This window comes from Phenylobacterium sp., assembly GCF_044236515.1.
Taxonomy (GTDB): domain Bacteria; phylum Pseudomonadota; class Alphaproteobacteria; order Caulobacterales; family Caulobacteraceae; genus Phenylobacterium.
Window position 1 is genome coordinate 1 of sequence record NZ_JBIIGK010000064.1, and the last position, 15,842, is coordinate 15,842.

The 15,842-nt window shown below is 68.9% G+C and carries 13 protein-coding genes and 1 pseudogene; 10 read left to right on the forward strand and 4 right to left on the reverse strand.

All coding sequences use genetic code 11. The features are described from left to right. Positions 1-1,809, forward strand: a 1,809-nt coding sequence (gene ftsH / locus ACILRF_RS08560; protein ID WP_395671874.1) for an ATP-dependent zinc metalloprotease FtsH, incomplete at its 5' end; no start/stop codon positions are given. A gap of 32 nt (positions 1,810-1,841) precedes the next feature. On the opposite strand, the gene ACILRF_RS08565 is transcribed toward ftsH, so the two are convergent. Next, a complete protein-coding gene (locus ACILRF_RS08565) occupies positions 1,842-2,042 on the reverse strand; it encodes a hypothetical protein (RefSeq protein ID WP_395671876.1) in 201 nt (66 codons plus the stop codon). A gap of 88 nt (positions 2,043-2,130) precedes the next feature. On the opposite strand from ACILRF_RS08565, the gene folP reads away from it, so the two are divergent. The 4 genes and pseudogenes from folP to ACILRF_RS08585 all read left to right on the forward strand — a co-directional run bounded on the left by folP (position 2,131) and on the right by ACILRF_RS08585 (position 5,184). Next, positions 2,131-2,937 (forward strand): dihydropteroate synthase, encoded by an 807-nt coding sequence (gene folP / locus ACILRF_RS08570; RefSeq protein WP_395671878.1) that lies wholly within the window; start codon positions 2,131-2,133, stop codon positions 2,935-2,937. A gap of 10 nt (positions 2,938-2,947) precedes the next feature. After that, entirely contained in the window at positions 2,948-3,760 is an 813-nt protein-coding gene (gene thiD / locus ACILRF_RS08575) for a bifunctional hydroxymethylpyrimidine kinase/phosphomethylpyrimidine kinase (protein ID WP_395671880.1), read from the forward strand. A 47-nt stretch (positions 3,761-3,807) separates the two neighbouring features. Continuing rightward, a complete protein-coding gene (locus tag ACILRF_RS08580) occupies positions 3,808-4,332 on the forward strand; it encodes a nucleotidyltransferase family protein (protein WP_395671898.1) in 525 nt (174 codons plus the stop codon). A gap of 36 nt (positions 4,333-4,368) precedes the next feature. After that, a pseudogene (locus ACILRF_RS08585) lies at positions 4,369-5,184 on the forward strand (PhzF family phenazine biosynthesis protein). 52 nt (positions 5,185-5,236) lie between these two features. On the opposite strand, the gene ACILRF_RS08590 reads toward ACILRF_RS08585, so the two are convergent. Both ACILRF_RS08590 and ACILRF_RS08595 read right to left on the reverse strand, forming a co-directional pair. Further along, complete coding sequence (locus ACILRF_RS08590) at positions 5,237-5,626, reverse strand: hypothetical protein (protein WP_395671882.1); 390 nt, start codon at positions 5,624-5,626, stop codon at positions 5,237-5,239. 111 nt (positions 5,627-5,737) lie between these two features. Next, entirely contained in the window at positions 5,738-7,654 is a 1,917-nt protein-coding gene (locus tag ACILRF_RS08595) for an ATP-binding protein (RefSeq protein WP_395671884.1), read from the reverse strand. Positions 7,655-7,853: 199 nt separating this feature from the next. Here ACILRF_RS08595 and ACILRF_RS08600 point away from each other — a divergent pair, with 199 nt between their 5' ends. The 4 genes from ACILRF_RS08600 (at position 7,854) to serA (ending at position 11,676) form a co-directional block, all read left to right on the forward strand. Continuing rightward, positions 7,854-8,186 (forward strand): hypothetical protein, encoded by a 333-nt coding sequence (locus ACILRF_RS08600; RefSeq protein ID WP_395671886.1) that lies wholly within the window; start codon positions 7,854-7,856, stop codon positions 8,184-8,186. A gap of 64 nt (positions 8,187-8,250) precedes the next feature. Further along, the gene (locus ACILRF_RS08605; protein ID WP_395671888.1) at positions 8,251-8,676 is read left to right on the forward strand and encodes a hypothetical protein; all 426 of its coding nucleotides are present in this window, start codon (positions 8,251-8,253) and stop codon (positions 8,674-8,676) included. A gap of 124 nt (positions 8,677-8,800) precedes the next feature. Next, the gene (locus ACILRF_RS08610; protein ID WP_395671890.1) at positions 8,801-9,985 is read left to right on the forward strand and encodes a phosphoserine transaminase; all 1,185 of its coding nucleotides are present in this window, start codon (positions 8,801-8,803) and stop codon (positions 9,983-9,985) included. A 116-nt stretch (positions 9,986-10,101) separates the two neighbouring features. Next, a complete protein-coding gene (gene serA, locus ACILRF_RS08615; RefSeq protein WP_395671892.1) occupies positions 10,102-11,676 on the forward strand; it encodes a phosphoglycerate dehydrogenase in 1,575 nt (524 codons plus the stop codon). Positions 11,677-11,810: 134 nt separating this feature from the next. Here serA and ACILRF_RS08620 read toward each other — a convergent pair whose 3' ends face one another. Beyond that, entirely contained in the window at positions 11,811-13,493 is a 1,683-nt protein-coding gene (locus ACILRF_RS08620; RefSeq protein ID WP_395671894.1) for a lysine--tRNA ligase, read from the reverse strand. 153 nt (positions 13,494-13,646) lie between these two features. On the opposite strand from ACILRF_RS08620, the gene ACILRF_RS08625 reads away from it, so the two are divergent. Further along, positions 13,647-15,842, forward strand: a 2,196-nt coding sequence (locus ACILRF_RS08625; protein WP_395671896.1) for a TonB-dependent receptor, incomplete at its 3' end; no start/stop codon positions are given.

Sequence of the window (15,842 nt, forward strand, 5' to 3'; positions counted from 1 at the left end):
GGCGGCCGCGCCGCGGCGCAGGGCGAGATCACCTATTCGCAGCTGCTGTCGAAGGTGAATTCCGGCGAGGTGAAGCAGGCCGTGATCCGCGGCGCCGCCGTCGAAGTGCGCGACCAGGCCGACAAGGTCTACACCGCCGTCACCCCGGCCAATCAGGACGACCTGGTCAAGCGGCTCGAGGCCCAAGGCGCGGACATCTCGGTAAAGCCGGCCGGCGGCTTCACCCTGCTCGGATTCATCCTGAACTCGCTGCCGATCCTGCTGCTGATCGGCGTCTGGATCTTCTTCATGCGGCAGATGCAGGGCGGCGCGCGCGGGGCCATGGGCTTCGGCAAGTCCAAGGCCCGGCTGCTGACCGAGAACAAGAACCGCGTCACCTTCGACGACGTCGCCGGCGTCGACGAGGCCAAGGAAGAGCTGAGCGAAATCGTCGACTTCCTGAAGGACCCGCAGCGCTTCCAGCGCCTGGGCGGCAAGATCCCGAAGGGGGCGCTGCTGGTCGGCCCGCCCGGTACGGGTAAGACCCTGATCGCCCGCGCCGTCGCCGGCGAGGCCGGGGTGCCGTTCTTCACCATCTCGGGTTCCGACTTCGTCGAGATGTTCGTCGGCGTCGGCGCCAGCCGCGTGCGCGACATGTTCGAGCAGGCGAAGAAGAACGCCCCCTGCATCATCTTCATCGACGAAATCGACGCCGTGGGTCGCCATCGCGGCGCGGGCCTCGGGGGCGGCAACGACGAGCGTGAGCAGACCCTCAACCAGCTGCTGGTCGAGATGGACGGCTTCGAGGCCAACGAAGGCATCATCCTGATCGCCGCCACCAACCGTCCGGACGTCCTCGACCCCGCGCTGCTGCGTCCGGGCCGCTTCGACCGCCAGGTGGTGGTGCCGAACCCGGACATTACCGGCCGCGAACGCATCCTGCGCGTGCACATGAAGAACGTGCCGCTGGCCGCCGACGTCGAGGTCAAGACCATCGCCCGCGGCACGCCCGGGTTCTCCGGCGCGGACCTGTCGAACCTCGTCAACGAGGCGGCGCTGATGGCGGCGCGCAAGAACCGCCGCATGGTCACCATGCGCGACTTCGAGGACGCCAAGGACAAGGTCATGATGGGCGCCGAGCGCCGCTCGATGGTCATGACCGACGAGGAGAAGAAGCTGACCGCCTATCACGAGGGCGGCCATGCCCTGGTGGCGCTCAGCGTCCCGGCCACCGATCCGGTCCACAAGGCGACGATCATCCCGCGCGGCCGCGCGCTGGGCATGGTCATGCAGCTGCCGGAGCGCGACCGGTTCTCGATGTCCTATGAGCAGATGACCTCGCGGCTGGCGATCCTGTTCGGCGGCCGCGTCGCCGAGGAGCTGATCTTCGGCAAGGACAAGGTCACCTCGGGCGCCTCGTCCGACATCAGCCAGGCGACCAAGCTCGCCCGGGCGATGGTCACCAAGTGGGGCTTCTCGGATCTGCTCGGCGCCGTCGAGTACGGCGAGAACCAGGAAGAGGTCTTCCTCGGCCACTCCGTGGCCCGCAACCAGAACGTCTCGGAAGAGACCGCCAACCTGATCGACAAGGAAGTGAAGACCCTGGTCAAGGCTGGCGAGGACGAGGCCCGTCGGATCCTGACCGAGAAGATGGAAGACCTCCACACTCTGGCCAAGGCGCTGCTCGAGTACGAGACCCTGTCCGGCGACGAGATCGTCAACGCCCTGAAGGGCGTGCCGCCGGTCCGCGAGGAAGCCGAGGCCAAGCGCCCGAGCGGCCCCGCCGTCGCCGTGCCGATCTCGCCACGCCCGGGCGCGGAGCCGGCGTAAATATCCTCGCCCGATTTCGGGGAAGAGGACGGCTACACCCGCCCCTGGCGCATCCGGCGGATGGCTTCGTTCAGCACCCGCCGGCCCCAGGCGGTGAGGTCCGGGCGGCGCAGCTTGACCTCCGCAGCGCGCAGGGCCTGGGCGCCGTGACGGGCGCGCAGGAACTGCGCCTCTTCGACGGCTTCACGCGCCAGCCGGCGCCGGCGGCGCCATAGCCGTAGCAAGTTGAACATCGCGATCCCCCGCTCTCGCCTGCTATTGATCGCAGGGTCGAGCCTATACCGGCTCATACGCCCGCCACACTAGAGTCGGCCTCAACTTATGGTGCAGCTTCGTGTCATGGGCGTGGCCAACGTCACGCCGGACAGCTTCTCCGACGGCGGCCGGCATCTGGGATTCGAGGCATCCCTCGCCCACGCCCGCCGGCTGATCGCCGACGGCGCCGACATCCTCGATATCGGGGGCGAGTCCACCCGACCGGGCGCCGAGCCGGTCCCGGAGGCCGAGGAGATCGCCCGCGTCGTGCCGCTGGTCCGGGCTCTGCGCGCCGAGAGCGCCGTCCCGCTCTCGGTCGACACCATGAAGCCCGCAGTAGCCCGGGCCGCCATCGCCGCCGGTGCGGGCATGTGGAACGACGTCACCGCCCTGCGCTTCGCCGCTGACAGCCTGGCGACCGCCGCAGAGCTCGGCTGCGAGGTCGTGCTGATGCACATGCAGGGCGAACCGCAGTCGATGCAGGCCGAGCCGCGCTACGACGACGTTGTCGCCGAGGTCGCCGAGTTCCTGGCCGAACGGGCCCAAGCCGCGATGGCGGCCGGCGTACGTCGCGACAAGATCTGGCTGGATCCCGGCATCGGCTTCGGCAAGCACATGATCCGCCACAACCTGCCGCTGCTGGCCGGCCTGAACCGGATTGTCGCCCTGGGTTTTCCGGTTGTGCTGGGCGTCAGCCGCAAGAGTTTCATCGGCGCCGTGGACGGCGGCGCGCCGGCCGACCAGCGCCTCGGCGGCTCAATCGCCGCCGCCCTGGCCGGCGCTGCGGCCGGCGTCGCAGCGGTGCGGGTCCACGACGTTCGCGAGACCGTGCAGGCTCTGCGGGTCTGGACGGCGATAGAGGCCGCGCGCTAAGCCGCCCGCCATGCAACCTCCCCCAACGTTGGGCCGAGTCCTGATCATCGCCGGGTCCGACAGCGGCGGCGGCGCCGGCATCCAGGCCGACATCAAGGCGGTGACGGCGCTGGGGGCCTACGCCGCGACCGCGATCACGGCGGTGACGGTGCAGAACACCCTGGGCGTCACCGGCGTCCATCCGATCCCCCTCGACATCGTCGCCGCCCAGGCCGACGCCGTGCTGGACGACATCGGCGCCGACGCCCTGAAGACCGGCATGCTGGGCGACGTCGGCGCCGTCGAGACGGTGGCGGCGATCCTCGACCGGGCGGCCGATGCGCCTGCGGTCGTCGACCCTGTGATGATCGCCAAGGGCGGCTCCGCCCTGCTCGCCGCGGAGGCCGTTCAGGCGGTGGCCAGGCTGATGGTCCCGCGCGCCGCGCTCCTCACTCCGAATGCACCGGAGGCCGAGGCGCTGACCGGCCTGACCGTCGCTTCGCCGGACGATCAGCGGCGGGCGGGCGAGGCCCTGCTGGCGATGGGGGCCAAGGCGGTGCTGATGAAGGGCGGTCACGTGCCGGGCGAGCGGGTGCTGGACCTGCTGCTCACCCCCGGCGGCGAGACGGCCTTCGAGGCCGAGCGGATCGAGACCCGTCATACCCACGGCACCGGCTGCACCCTCGCCTCAGCCTGCGCGGCGGGGCTGTCGCAAGGCTTGCCCCTGGCCGAGGCCGTCGCGCGGGCGTGGGCCTACGTTCAGGAGGCGCTGGCTCGCGCGCCGGGGCTGGGGCAAGGCCACGGCCCGCTCGACCACGGCTGGCCGCTGCGGGGCCGGGCGTGAGCCTGGAGGCGCGGCTCGACGCGATTGTCCGGGCGACGCCGAACCTGATGCATGTGCTGACGACGGCTCGCGACCTCGACCTGCCGGACTGGCTGGTGTTCTCGGGCGCGATCTATCAGCCCGTGCTCAACCACCTGACGGGCCGGGCCGCCGACTACGGCATCAAGGACTACGACCTCGGCTACTTCGATCCCGCCGATACCTCCTACGAGGCCGAGGATGCCGTGATCCGGCGCGTGGCCGCCGCCTTCGCGCCGCCCTTCCGCGAGATGGTCGAGGTCCGCAACCAGGCCCGCGTGCACCTGTGGTTCGAGGGCAAGTTCGGCGAGGCCTATGCGCCCCTGCCAAACACCCCGGAGGCCCTGGAACGGTTCGTCAGCCCGCTGTTCGCGGTCGGCGTGCGGCTGGAGGCCGACGGCCGGCTGACGATCGTGGCGCCGTTCGGGCTCGAGGACCTGTTCGCCCTGCGCTTGCGGCCCAATCCGCGGCGCATCACCGGCGGGTTCGCACGCACCGCGGCCTCGGTGACCGCGCGGTGGCCTGAGATCGAGGTCATCGCCGAACGCGGCTGAACCGCCTATCTCTCGGACGGACAGGGAGTTCGCCGCATGCGCCAGTGGACCATCGACGCCTTCGCCGACGCGCCGTTCCGCGGCAATCCGGCCTGCGTGGTCGAGCCGTGCGACGCGTGGGACCCCGCGTGGATGCAGGCGCTGGCGGCGGAGAACAATCAGGCCGAAACAGCCTTCCTGCTGCGCACTGCGGATCCGGCGCGGTTCGGCCTGCGATGGTTCACGCCGACCATCGAGGCGCCGTTGTGCGGCCACGCCACTCTGGCTTCGGCGCACATGCTGTTTTCCGAACTGGGGGTGGGCGCCGAGACGATCACCTTCGAGACCCTGTCGGGACCGCTGAAGGTCAGCCGCGAGGGCGAGGCCTACGCCATGGACTTCCCGGCCCAGCCGCCGGCGCGCACCGAGGTCCCGGGGCTGGCCGCCGCTCTGGGGGTCGGGCCGGTGGAGGTCTAGGCCTCGACCTACATCGTCGCCGTCCTGGCGGACGAGGCGGCCGTACGTGGCGCGCGCCCGGACCTGAAGGCGCTTGAACCTCTCGCTGCCTCGCACACCGGGCAGCGCGGCAATGTCGACATCGTCGCCCTCGCTGATCCCGGCCGTCCCTATGAGGTCGTCAGCCGGTTCTTCGCCCCGGGTTCCGGGATACCGGAAGATGCGGCCACCGGCTCCTGGCACTGCATCCTGGCGCCGCTCTACGCGGCCAAGCTCGGGCGGCCGCGGCTGCGATTCCATCAGGCCTACCCGGGCCGCGGCGCGGACCTCGATTGCGAGCACAGGGGCGAGCGGGTGCTGCTGCGCGGCCGGGCGGTGACGGTCATCGAAGGCCGGCTTCTCGCGCGGCCTGAATGAGCAAAGGGCCGCGCGGTGAGCGCGGCCCTTCCCTCAATCTGCAGCGCGGCGGTTAGCGGCGCCAGTCGTCGTAGCGGTCGTACCGGTCATACCGCTCATTGCGGCTGTAGCGTTGCGAGCGATCGAGGGCGCGCTCGATGCGGTTCATGGTCGTCATGACCCGCTGATGCTCCCGCGGGCTCGCCCGGCCCGTCTCCACCCGCCAGGCGAGCGGCTGGTTCACGCGCCACATGTTGAGCAGCTCGCGGGCCTCGCCGCGGTTGATGCGACCCTCGTCGGCGGCATTGCGCAGCTGCCACTCCAGGGCGTCGTAGCGGCCCGTGAACCGCTGGCCCTCGGCATAGCCGCGGCCGTAGTCGCCACGCCAGTTCTGGGCGGCGGCGGGCGCGGCCGTCGCCGCAACGGCGGCGGTGGCGGCCAGGGCAAGCAGGATCTTCTTCATCTGAAATCCTCCGGTCTTCTTCAGAGCGCCGAACGGCGCCTCATGACCAAGAGAAAAGCAGAACCCCCCTGACGGGCTCCTGAGCCTGCCGTTGTTTTCGGTTCAGGTCCGTCAGGCCGCGTGGGTGCGGGCGCTGGAGCCGCCGGTGGCGGCGGCGGTCATCGCCGTGCTGATCGCTTCGTAAAGCTTGGCGATCTCGATCGGCTTGGCGACGTGGCCGTCCATGCCGGCGGCGACATATTCGGCCACCTGATGGGTGAGGGCGTTGGCGGTCAGGGCGACGATCGGGATGCGCGGCCCGCCGCGGACGGCCTCTTCGGTGCGGATAGCGCGGGTGGCGGCGACGCCGTCCATCACCGGCATCTGAATGTCCATCAGGATCAGGTCGTAGCCGCCGATCCGCCAGGCGTCGACCGCCTCGCGGCCGTCCGGGACGATCGTCACCTCGATGCCGAGCGAGCTCATCACCGCCTGCAGCACCTGGCGGTTGGTGGGGTTGTCCTCGGCCGCCAGGATGCGGACGCCGCGGTCGGCGTCGCCGACGGCGACATGCTCGGCCGGTTGGCTGGCCTCGCCGCGCTCGAGGGGCAGTTCGACCGTGAAGGTCGATCCGCGGCCTTCACGGCTTTCGACATCGATGGAGCCGCCCATCATCTGGGTGAGCTCGCGGCAGATCGCGAGGCCAAGGCCGGTGCCGCCGAACCGGCGGGTGGCGGAATTGTCGGCCTGGGTGAATTTTTCGAACAGACTCGGCAGTTTTTCCGGCGCTATGCCGATGCCGGTGTCGCGCACGATGATGCGCAGGGCGCCGTTCGCGCTGACGTCCACCCGCGCCAGGACCGACCCGGCCGGGGTGAACTTCACCGCGTTGGACAGGAGGTTGCCGAGGATCTGGCGCAGGCGGTCCGGGTCGCCGCGCCACCAGCCGGCGGCTTGCGGATCGACGTCCAGGGTGAAATCCAGCCCCTTGTCGGCGGCCATGACGGTCATGGTCTCGCGCGTGGCGGCGATGCTGCTGTCGAGGTCGAAGTCCTCGACCATCAGGGTCAGCTTGCCGGCCTCGATCTTGGAGAGGTCGAGGACGTCGTTGAGCACGGCCAGCAGGAGCTGGCCCGACTGGCGGATCACCTCGAGACGGCCGCGCTGGCTGGGCGCGAGTTCGCCCATGGCCATCACTTCGGCCATGGCCAGCACGCCATTCAGAGGCGTGCGGATCTCGTGGCTCATGTTCGCGAGGAAGTGGGTCTTCAGGACGTTCGCCGCGTCGGCGGCGTCGCGAGCGCTGGCCAGCTCGGCCATGGCCTGGATGAGGTCGTGTTCGCGCTCGCCCAGCTTGCCGAGCAGGTGGTTGAAGCTGTCGTTGAGGCTCTGGAACAGCTCGTCGGCGGCCTTGACCTGGACCGGGCTGAAATCGCCGCCGCCGGCGACCTCGTTCATCGCCTCGGAAAGCTGCTGCACCGGCGCGATCACCGCGCGGGCCAGGCTGCGCGCCAGGAACAGGGCGACGCCGACGCCCCCGAAGAGCAGGGCGAAGGTCAGCGCCATGAACTTGGGCAGCAGGGGCGTCAGGGTCGGCGAGACGACCGTCATGTGCAGGCGCCCGACCGTGCGGCCCTCATCCTTCACATCGGCGCGGATCATCTCGGTCGCGCCGGCGCCTTCAGGCGCGGGGTTCTGATAGCTGGCCATCGGCCGGCCATCGGCATCGACCAGGCTGGCGGAAACCACGCGCGGACTGGCGGACAGGGCGTCGAGCTGAGCCTTGACGTCGCGCAGGTCGCGGTCGGTCACCGACGGCCCGATGCCGCGGACGGTGATCTCGGCCAGGGCCTGGTGGACCTGGTGGGACTGGGTCTTCGCCACCGCCCATTGCTGGAACATGAAGGTCATGCAGGCGGCCAGCAGCACCACCACCGTGGTGATGAGGCCGACGCTGGCGACGCGGGCCTGGAAACTGGCCACGGGCGCGCCCACCGACAGATCGCGGTGGGGTTGTGGCCGGTCTGACGGTCCGAAGACTTGGGTCATGGCGCTCGCGAACGTCGCACGGGAGTCCGGCTTAGCCTGACTTTCCTAACGTTCGCTTAGGGCGCTCGCCTGTGGCGCGAGCGCAACACCACAACCCCGGGCCGAAGAAAACGTGGTTAACAACTCATGAATCGTTTGCAGCGAGCTTCACCATTCATTTACCGTAAACGCGTGGGTTGTTCTGAAAGGGGTTGGGTTCATGGAAAAAGTGTTCGTCGCCCAAAAGGTCGCGAAGAAGCTGATGGTTACCGAGGCCGCCGTTGACGGCGCTCTCGTCGAAGCTGCGGACCTGATGAGCGTCATGCTCGCGGCCCGTAAGGACGTGAACACCTCGCTCGTCTTCGCCGACGACTGCCAGGTGAAGCTGATGGACGCCATGAAGGCCCTCAGCGAAGCGCGGACCGCCATGGTCGCCGTGCACAACGAGCTGAACGAAGCCAAGCTTCGCCTCGGCATCCGCACGCGCATGGACTGGGAAGAAAAGCCGCGTGGCGCCGCGACCACCGAAACGGAGCTGCGCGCGGTCGTCTGACCCCGTCGCAGTTGCGATGATTTAACGGATGGTGCGCCCTTATTGACGTAAGGGCGCACTGTTCATGTCTGCACTCACCTATTACGCGCTGTCTCTGCTCACCGTCGCAGTCTGCCTTTTCGCGATGTGGAAGGGCGGGATCGGCGAGCGGGCCGGCGGCGCTCTGATCCTCGGGCTGGTGATCCTTCACCGCCTGGCGCGCATGGCGTTGCCGACGGAGTTCGATCCGCTGGCGACCCTGACCAGCGACGCCCTGACGGCCACCGGCCTGCTGATCCTTACCGTCCACTACGCAAGCCCGTGGCTGGGCGTCGTGATGCTGTTCTACGCAGCGCAGTTCTCGCTCCACTCCTACTATCTGGTGTGGGAGAAGCCGAACGACCTGCTGCACTTTTTCGTCAACAATATCAACTTCATGGGCATTCACATCGCCCTGGTCCTGGGCACCGCCCTGGCCTGGCGCAAGCGGGCCGGCCTGCGCGCGACGTGACGCCGCGGCCGCCTGTGCGCCGCAAAATTTTCGCTTGCTTCGCAGCACGAACCCAGGCTTTTGGCCGGCGGGCCACGCCCTCCCAACGGGGCGCTGCCTATCTGCGAGGATAGGAGACATCGCGATGACGACCCTGCCGAAGCCGGCCATGCGCCCGGCGCGCCCTGAGTTTTCTTCCGGCCCGTGCGCCAAGCGCCCCGGATGGACCCCCGAAAACCTTTCCAACGCCGTCCTCGGCCGGTCGCACCGCTCCAAGCTGGGCAAGGCGCGGCTGAAGGAAGCCATCGACCGCACCCGCGAGGTGCTCGAGGTTCCCGACGATTTCCTGATCGGCATCGTCGCCGGCTCCGACACCGGCGCCGTGGAAATGGCCCTGTGGTCGATGCTGGGACCCAAGCCGGTGCAGCTGCTGGCCTTCGAAAGCTTCGGCAAGGACTGGGTGACGGACGTCACCAAGCAACTGAAGATCGAGGCCGAGGTCCTGAGCGCCGACTACGGCCAGCTCCCCGACCTGACGAAGGTCCGCAAGGACGCCGACCTGGTCTTCACCTGGAACGGCACGACCTCGGGCGTCCGCGTTCCGAACGCCGACTTCATCGCCGCCGATCGCGAAGGCATCGTGATCTGCGACGCCACATCGGCGGCGTTCGCCCAAAAGCTGGACTGGGCCAAGCTCGATGTTGTGACCTTCTCCTGGCAGAAGGCGCTGGGCGGTGAAGGCGCGCATGGCGTGCTGATCCTTGGCCCTCGCGCCGTCGCGCGGCTGGAGAGCTACACCCCGGCCTGGCCGATGCCGAAGCTGTTCCGCATGACCAAGGCCAGCAAGGACGGCGGCAACAAGGTCAGCCTCGACATCTTCGAGGGCGCGACCATCAACACGCCCTCCATGCTGTGCGTCGAGGACGCCATCGACGCCCTCAAGTGGGGCGCCAAGATCGGCGGTTTGGCGGAAATGCAGCGCCGCGCCGACGCCAACCTCGCCGCGCTCGACGCCTGGGTCGCCAAGACCGGCTGGGTCGAGTTCCTGGCCGCGGATCCGGCCAGCCGCTCCAACACCTCCGTCTGCCTGAAGGTCGTCGACACGCGCGTCACCGCCCTCCCCGCCGACGCCCAGGCCGACTTCGCCAAGAAGCTGGCCTCGGTGCTGGAGAAGGAAGGCGTCGCCCTCGACGTTGGCGGCTACCGCGACGCCCCCCCGGGCCTGCGGATCTGGTGCGGCGCGACGGTCGAGACCTCGGACGTCGAGGCCCTCACGCCCTGGCTCGACTGGGCCTTCGCCACCGTCGCGGCCGAACTGGCCGCCGCCTAACCCCACACCGTCATGGCCGGGCTCGTCCCGGCCATCCATGAAAACGTCCCTCGTCATCGGCCCGCGGCGCATCCCCGCCCCTGACGAGACAAGTCTAAAGAGAAGTGGAAAGCATCATGCCCCGCGTGCTCATCGCCGACAGCCTGTCGCCCGCCGCCGTCGCCATCTTCAAGGAACGCGGCGTCGACGCCGACGTGAAGACCGGCCTGCCGAAGGAAGAACTGCTCAAGATCATCGGCGATTACGACGGCCTGGCCGTCCGCTCGGCCACCAAGGCCGACAAGGACGTCATCGCCGCCGCCAAGAACCTGAAGGTCATCGGCCGCGCCGGCATCGGCGTGGACAACGTCGACATCCCGGCCTCCACCGCGGCCGGGATCGTGGTCATGAACACTCCGTTCGGCAATTCGATCACGACGGCGGAACATGCCATCGCGATGATGTTCGCCCTGGCCCGCCAGCTTCCCGCCGCCGACGCCTCCACCCAGGCCGGCAAGTGGGAGAAGAACCGGTTCATGGGCGTCGAGCTGTACGGCAAGACCCTGGGCCTGATCGGCGCCGGCAACATCGGCGGCATCGTCGCTGACCGCGCCAACGGCCTGAAGATGCACGTCGTCGCCTTCGACCCCTTCCTGTCGCCGGAGCGCGCGGTGGAACTGGGCGTCGAGAAGGTCGAACTGGAAGAGCTGCTGAAGCGGGCCGATGTCATCACGCTTCACACGCCGCTGACCGAGAAGACCCGCAACATCCTCTCGGAAGAGAATCTGCGGAAAGCCAAGAAGGGCGTGCTGATCGTCAACTGCGCCCGCGGCGGCCTGGTCGACGAGGCCGGCCTGCGCAAGCTGCTCGACGAGGGCCACGTGGGCGGCGCCGCCTTCGACGTCTTCGTGCAGGAACCGGCCAAGGAAAACCCGCTGTTCGGAGCCCCGAACTTCATCGCCACGCCGCACCTCGGCGCCTCGACCAACGAGGCCCAGGAGAACGTCGCCCTGCAGGTCGCCGAGCAGATGAGCGACTACCTGCTGACCGGCGCGGTGACCAACGCCCTGAACAGCCCCTCGGTCAGCGCCGAGGAAGCCCCGCGCCTGAAGCCCTTCGTCGCCCTGGCGGAAAAGCTGGGCGCCCTGGCCGGCCAGATGGTCGACTACGGCATTAAGGGCATCGACGTCGCCTACGAGGGCGAGGTCGCCAAGCTCAACACCCGTCCGCTGACCGCCGCCGCCTTGGCCGGCGTGATGCGGCCGATGCTGGCCGAGATCAACATGGTCTCCGCGCCCGCGGTGGCCAAGGAGCGCGGCATCTCGGTCTCGGAGAGCAAGCAGGACGACTCGCCGATCTACGAGAGCCTGATGCGGATCGTCATCGAGACCGAAAAGGGCCGTCGCGGCTTCGCCGGCTCGGTGATGGCCGGTGCGGCGCGGATTGTTGAGGTCAAGGGCATGGAACTGGATGCGCCGTTCTCGCCCCGCATGCTCTACGTCAACAACCTCGACAAGCCGGGCTTCATCGGCGCCCTGGGCGCCCTGCTGGCCGATGCGGACGTCAACATCGCGACGTTCAACCTGGGCCGGGTGACGATCGGCGAGGACGCGATCGCCATGGTTGGCGTCGACCAGGACCCGCCCCAGGACCTGCTGGCCAAGATCCAGGGCCTGCCGCACGTCAAGGAAGCGCGGATCCTGAAGTTCTGAGGTCGCTCCTCCTCTCCCGTCTCACGGGAGAGGAGGGCCGCCCGCTTGAAAGCGGGTGGTGGAGAGGGAAGGCCACAGGCGCCGTACGCCCTGCCTTCCCTTTCCGCCCTCGCCCGCAGGTGGGGAGAAAAGGATCAGGCGGTCAGGTCACCGTTTAGAGCCCGGGCGATGAGGTCGCGCGTGCGCTCGACGCCGAAGATGGCCACGAAAGAGCCGAAACGCGGACCCGTCGGCTGGCCGAGCAGCACTTCATAGAGCGCCCCGAACCAGGCGCGCAGCGGCTCGAAGCCGGCCTCCTTGCCGGCCGCGAAGACCTCGTTCTGGATCGCCTCGGCGTCGGCCCCGGACGGCAGGGCGGCCAGACGCGCCGAGAGGTCCTCCATCGCCGCCCGCTCCTGCGCATCGGGAGCACGGAAGGTCTTCGCCGGCTTTACGAAGTCCTCGTAGTAGTTCAGCGCATAGCCGGCGAGCTTGTCGAGCAGGGGCTCGCTCTGCGGCGTCGCGCCCGGCAGATAGCGGTCCAGGAAGCCCCAGAGGATTTCGGTGTTGGAGGCGTCGGCCGCCGACACGAGGTTCAGCAGCAGGCTGAAGCTGACCGGCGAGCCCTTGGCCGGCGGCGCGCCGTGATGGACGTGCCAGGCTGGATTGTCGATCGGCGTCGCGTTCCCGCCCTCGCCCCGCACCTTGTTGAGGGCGTCGAGGTGCGACAGGTACTCGTCGGTGGCCTTTGGGATGACGTCGAAATAGAGCCGCTTCGCCGACTTCGGCGACTGGTACATGTAATAGGCCAGGCTCTCGGGCGTGCCGTAGCGCAGCCACTCCTCCATGGTCAGGCCGTTGCCCTTGGACTTCGAGATCTTCTGGTTGTTCTCGTCCATGAAGAGTTCGAAGTGGAAGGCCTGCGGCGGCGTCCCGCCGAGCACCTTGGCCAGACGGTCGGAGACGCGGACGCTGTCGACGAGGTCCTTCCCCGAGGCTTCGAAGTCGACCCCGAGGGCGACCCAGCGCGCGGCCCAATCGGGACGCCACTGGAGTTTCACGTGGCCGCCGGTGACCGGCGTCTCGGTCGGGTGTCCATCCTCGTCGGGAAAGACGATGGTCCCCTTCTCGACGTCGCGCGAAAGGGTCGGCGCCTGCAGCACGCGGCCGGTCTTCGGGCTGATCGGCAGGAACGGCGAGTAGGTCGCCCGGCGTTCCTCGCCAAGCGTTGGCAGCATGACCGCCTGGACGTCGTCGAACCGCGCGAGCACCCGGAGCAGCACCTCGTCGAACCGGCCGGATTTGTAGGTCTCGGTCGATGACATGAAGGTGTAGTCGAAGCCGAAACCGTCGAGGAAGGCGCGCAGACGGGCGTTGTTGTGGTGGCCGAAGCTTTCGTGCTCGCCGAATGGGTCGCGCACGGAGGTGACCGGCTTGTCGCGGTCTTCCTCCAGCATCTCGCGGTTCGGGACGTTGTCCGGGATCTTCCGCAGGCCGTCCATGTCGTCCGAGAAGACGATCAAGGTGGTCGGGATCGCGTCCTCGGTCAGCGCCCGGAAGGCGTTGCGGACCATGGTCGGCCGCGCCGCCTCCCCGAAGGTGCCCATGTGCGGCAGGCCCGAGGCCCCGAAGCCGCACTGGAAGACCACCGGCTTCGCGGCCAGGGCCGGGAAGGCCTGCACCGCTTCGGCGAACTTGCCCTCCGCGAACAGGGCGGCGGCGCGCGGTCGCTCTTCCTCGGTGAGGCGGAGACGCTGGATGCGGTCGAGCAGGAGGCGCGCCTGTTCGAAGGGCCAGCTTTTCGCCTCGCGGGCCTGGGCGGAGAGACCTTGCAACATGGCCGGCGCAGGTAGCGCCCCCCGGACCGGACAACAAGGGAATTCGGCCCGAAAGCCACGCCGCCGACGCGTCATCGAACCGACGCGGAACGGTAGCTTCGCTGTCGCGCCCCCTCCGTATGCAGCCCGGGAATTGCAAACCGGGGGACCACCATGCGTACAGGGATCAACACCGCCAGCCGTCTGGCGCTCATCATGGCGCTCGCCGCCGGCGCGCCGTCTCTGGCCCAGGCGCAGGACGTCGAGGAAGTCGTCGTCACCGGCCAGCGCGAGGCCCAGCGCGCGGCCATCGCCGTGAAGCTGCAGTCCTTCGAGGTGGTGGACGCCATCAGCGCCGACGACATCGGCAAGCTGCCGGACCACAACACCGCCGCCGCCCTGCGCCGCATTCCGGGCGTCTCGGTCATGGAAGACCAGGGCGAGCCCCGCTTCCCGACCCTGCGCGGCCTGCGCTCGACCTACAACCGCACGACCATCGACGGGGCCATTGTCGCCTCGGTGGACGAGAGCGGCCGCACCGTGCCGCTGGACATCGTCCCCTCGGTGATGGCCGGCCGGCTGGAAGTCGTGAAGACGGTCACGCCGGAGAACGACGCCAACGCCATCGGCGGCATCATCAACGTCACTACCCGCAGCGCGTTCGACGCCGGCGGCCCGTTCCTCAACGCCGTCGCCTCCTATGGCTACTACGAGCGCAGCGGCGGCGTGCGGAACGACAAGGGCAGCTTCCGCGCCGCCTTCGCCGCGGGCACGAGGTTCGGACCGTCCGACGAGTGGGGCGTCGTCATCGGCGCCAGCCATGAGCAGCTCGACTACGACATCCCGCAGGTCGAGAGCCAGGATCCGTCGGTGCGCGAATACACCGCCGCCGGCGTCCCGGTGAACACCGGCGCGCCGACCGGCAACGGCATCCAGGTGCCGACCTTCCAGCGGCTGTTCTGGTACAACAACACCAAGCAGCGCAGCGGCGTGAACGGCAAGATCGAGTACCGCCCGAGCGACGACTTCTCGTGGGTCGCCTCCGGCCTGTTCGCCAAGATGGAGGACGACGAGGAGCGTATCGAGAACCGCCTCGAGCCGCTCGGCAACGTCGCCAACCAGACCACGACCAGCGGCGCCTTCGCCCGCGGCCGCGGCGTCATCCAGCTGAACCAGCCGATCACCCGGCGGGAGATCGCGCTGGCCCGAACCGGCTTCAACTACGCGTTCGCGCCCCAATGGTCGGCGGACGCGGACCTGATCTATTCGCAGGCCGCGCTGGAGGTGCCGAACCATTCGGTCGAGTTCCGCACGGTGGACGCCGTCGGCGCCAACTACGCCTTCACCTACGATACCCGTAACCCGCTGTTCCCGGTGTTCACGCCGCTCGATCCGGCCGCGCTGCGCAACCCCGCCAACTACCGGCTGCAACAGCACCGTGACGCCAATACCGAGACCGAGGAAGCCACCTGGCAGGCCCGGGCGAACGTCGCGTACGAGGGACTCGACGCCCGCCTCAAGGCCAAGGTCGGCGCGGCCCTGCGCTCGACCCAGCGCGAGTTCCGCAACACCCAGATCAACTACACCGCCACCGGCGCCTTCGTTTACACCCTCGACCAGGTCGACGTGCCCGGCCCGGCCGATCTCATCGCCGGCCGATATCGGCTGAACCCGCGGATCGGCGCGGAGGAGGCGATGGCCTTCTTCAACGCCAACCGCGACCGCTTCACGGTCTCGGTCTCGCCCCCCAGCGGCGACTACGAGATCCAGGAAGATGTCTACGCGGGGTTCGGCCAGGCGAGCTATGAGATCGGCAACCTGACCCTGCTGGCCGGCCTGCGTTACGAACGGACCGAGGTGGAGTCCGAGGCCCTGCGCTCGACCGGCGGCGTGCTGACGCCGGTCAGCAACGAGGGCTCCTACGGGGACTGGCTGCCCAGCGTTCACCTGCAGTGGAAGCCCGCCGACCGCTTCATCGTCCGCGCGGCCTACACCAACACCATTGGCCGGCCGGACTTCGGCCAGATCGGCGGGGGCGAGACGCTGAACCGCGACAACGCGACGCCGACCCTCACCCGCGGCAACCCGAACCTCAAGGCCCGCGAGAGCGAGGGCTTCGACCTGTCGGTGGAGTTCTACCCGACCGACGGCCTGATCGCGCTGGCGGTGTTCCGCAAGAACATCAAGAACGAGATCTTCACCCTGTCGGCGATCGAGCGGCTCGACGTCGGGGCCGGGGTTCAGGACGTCCTGGTCCGCACCGCCCGCAACGCCGAGGACGCCAAGGTCGAAGGCGTCGAGGTTTCGATCCAGCAGGCCTTCACCGCCCTGCCGGCGCCCCTGGACGGCTTCGGCTTCAACGGCAACGTC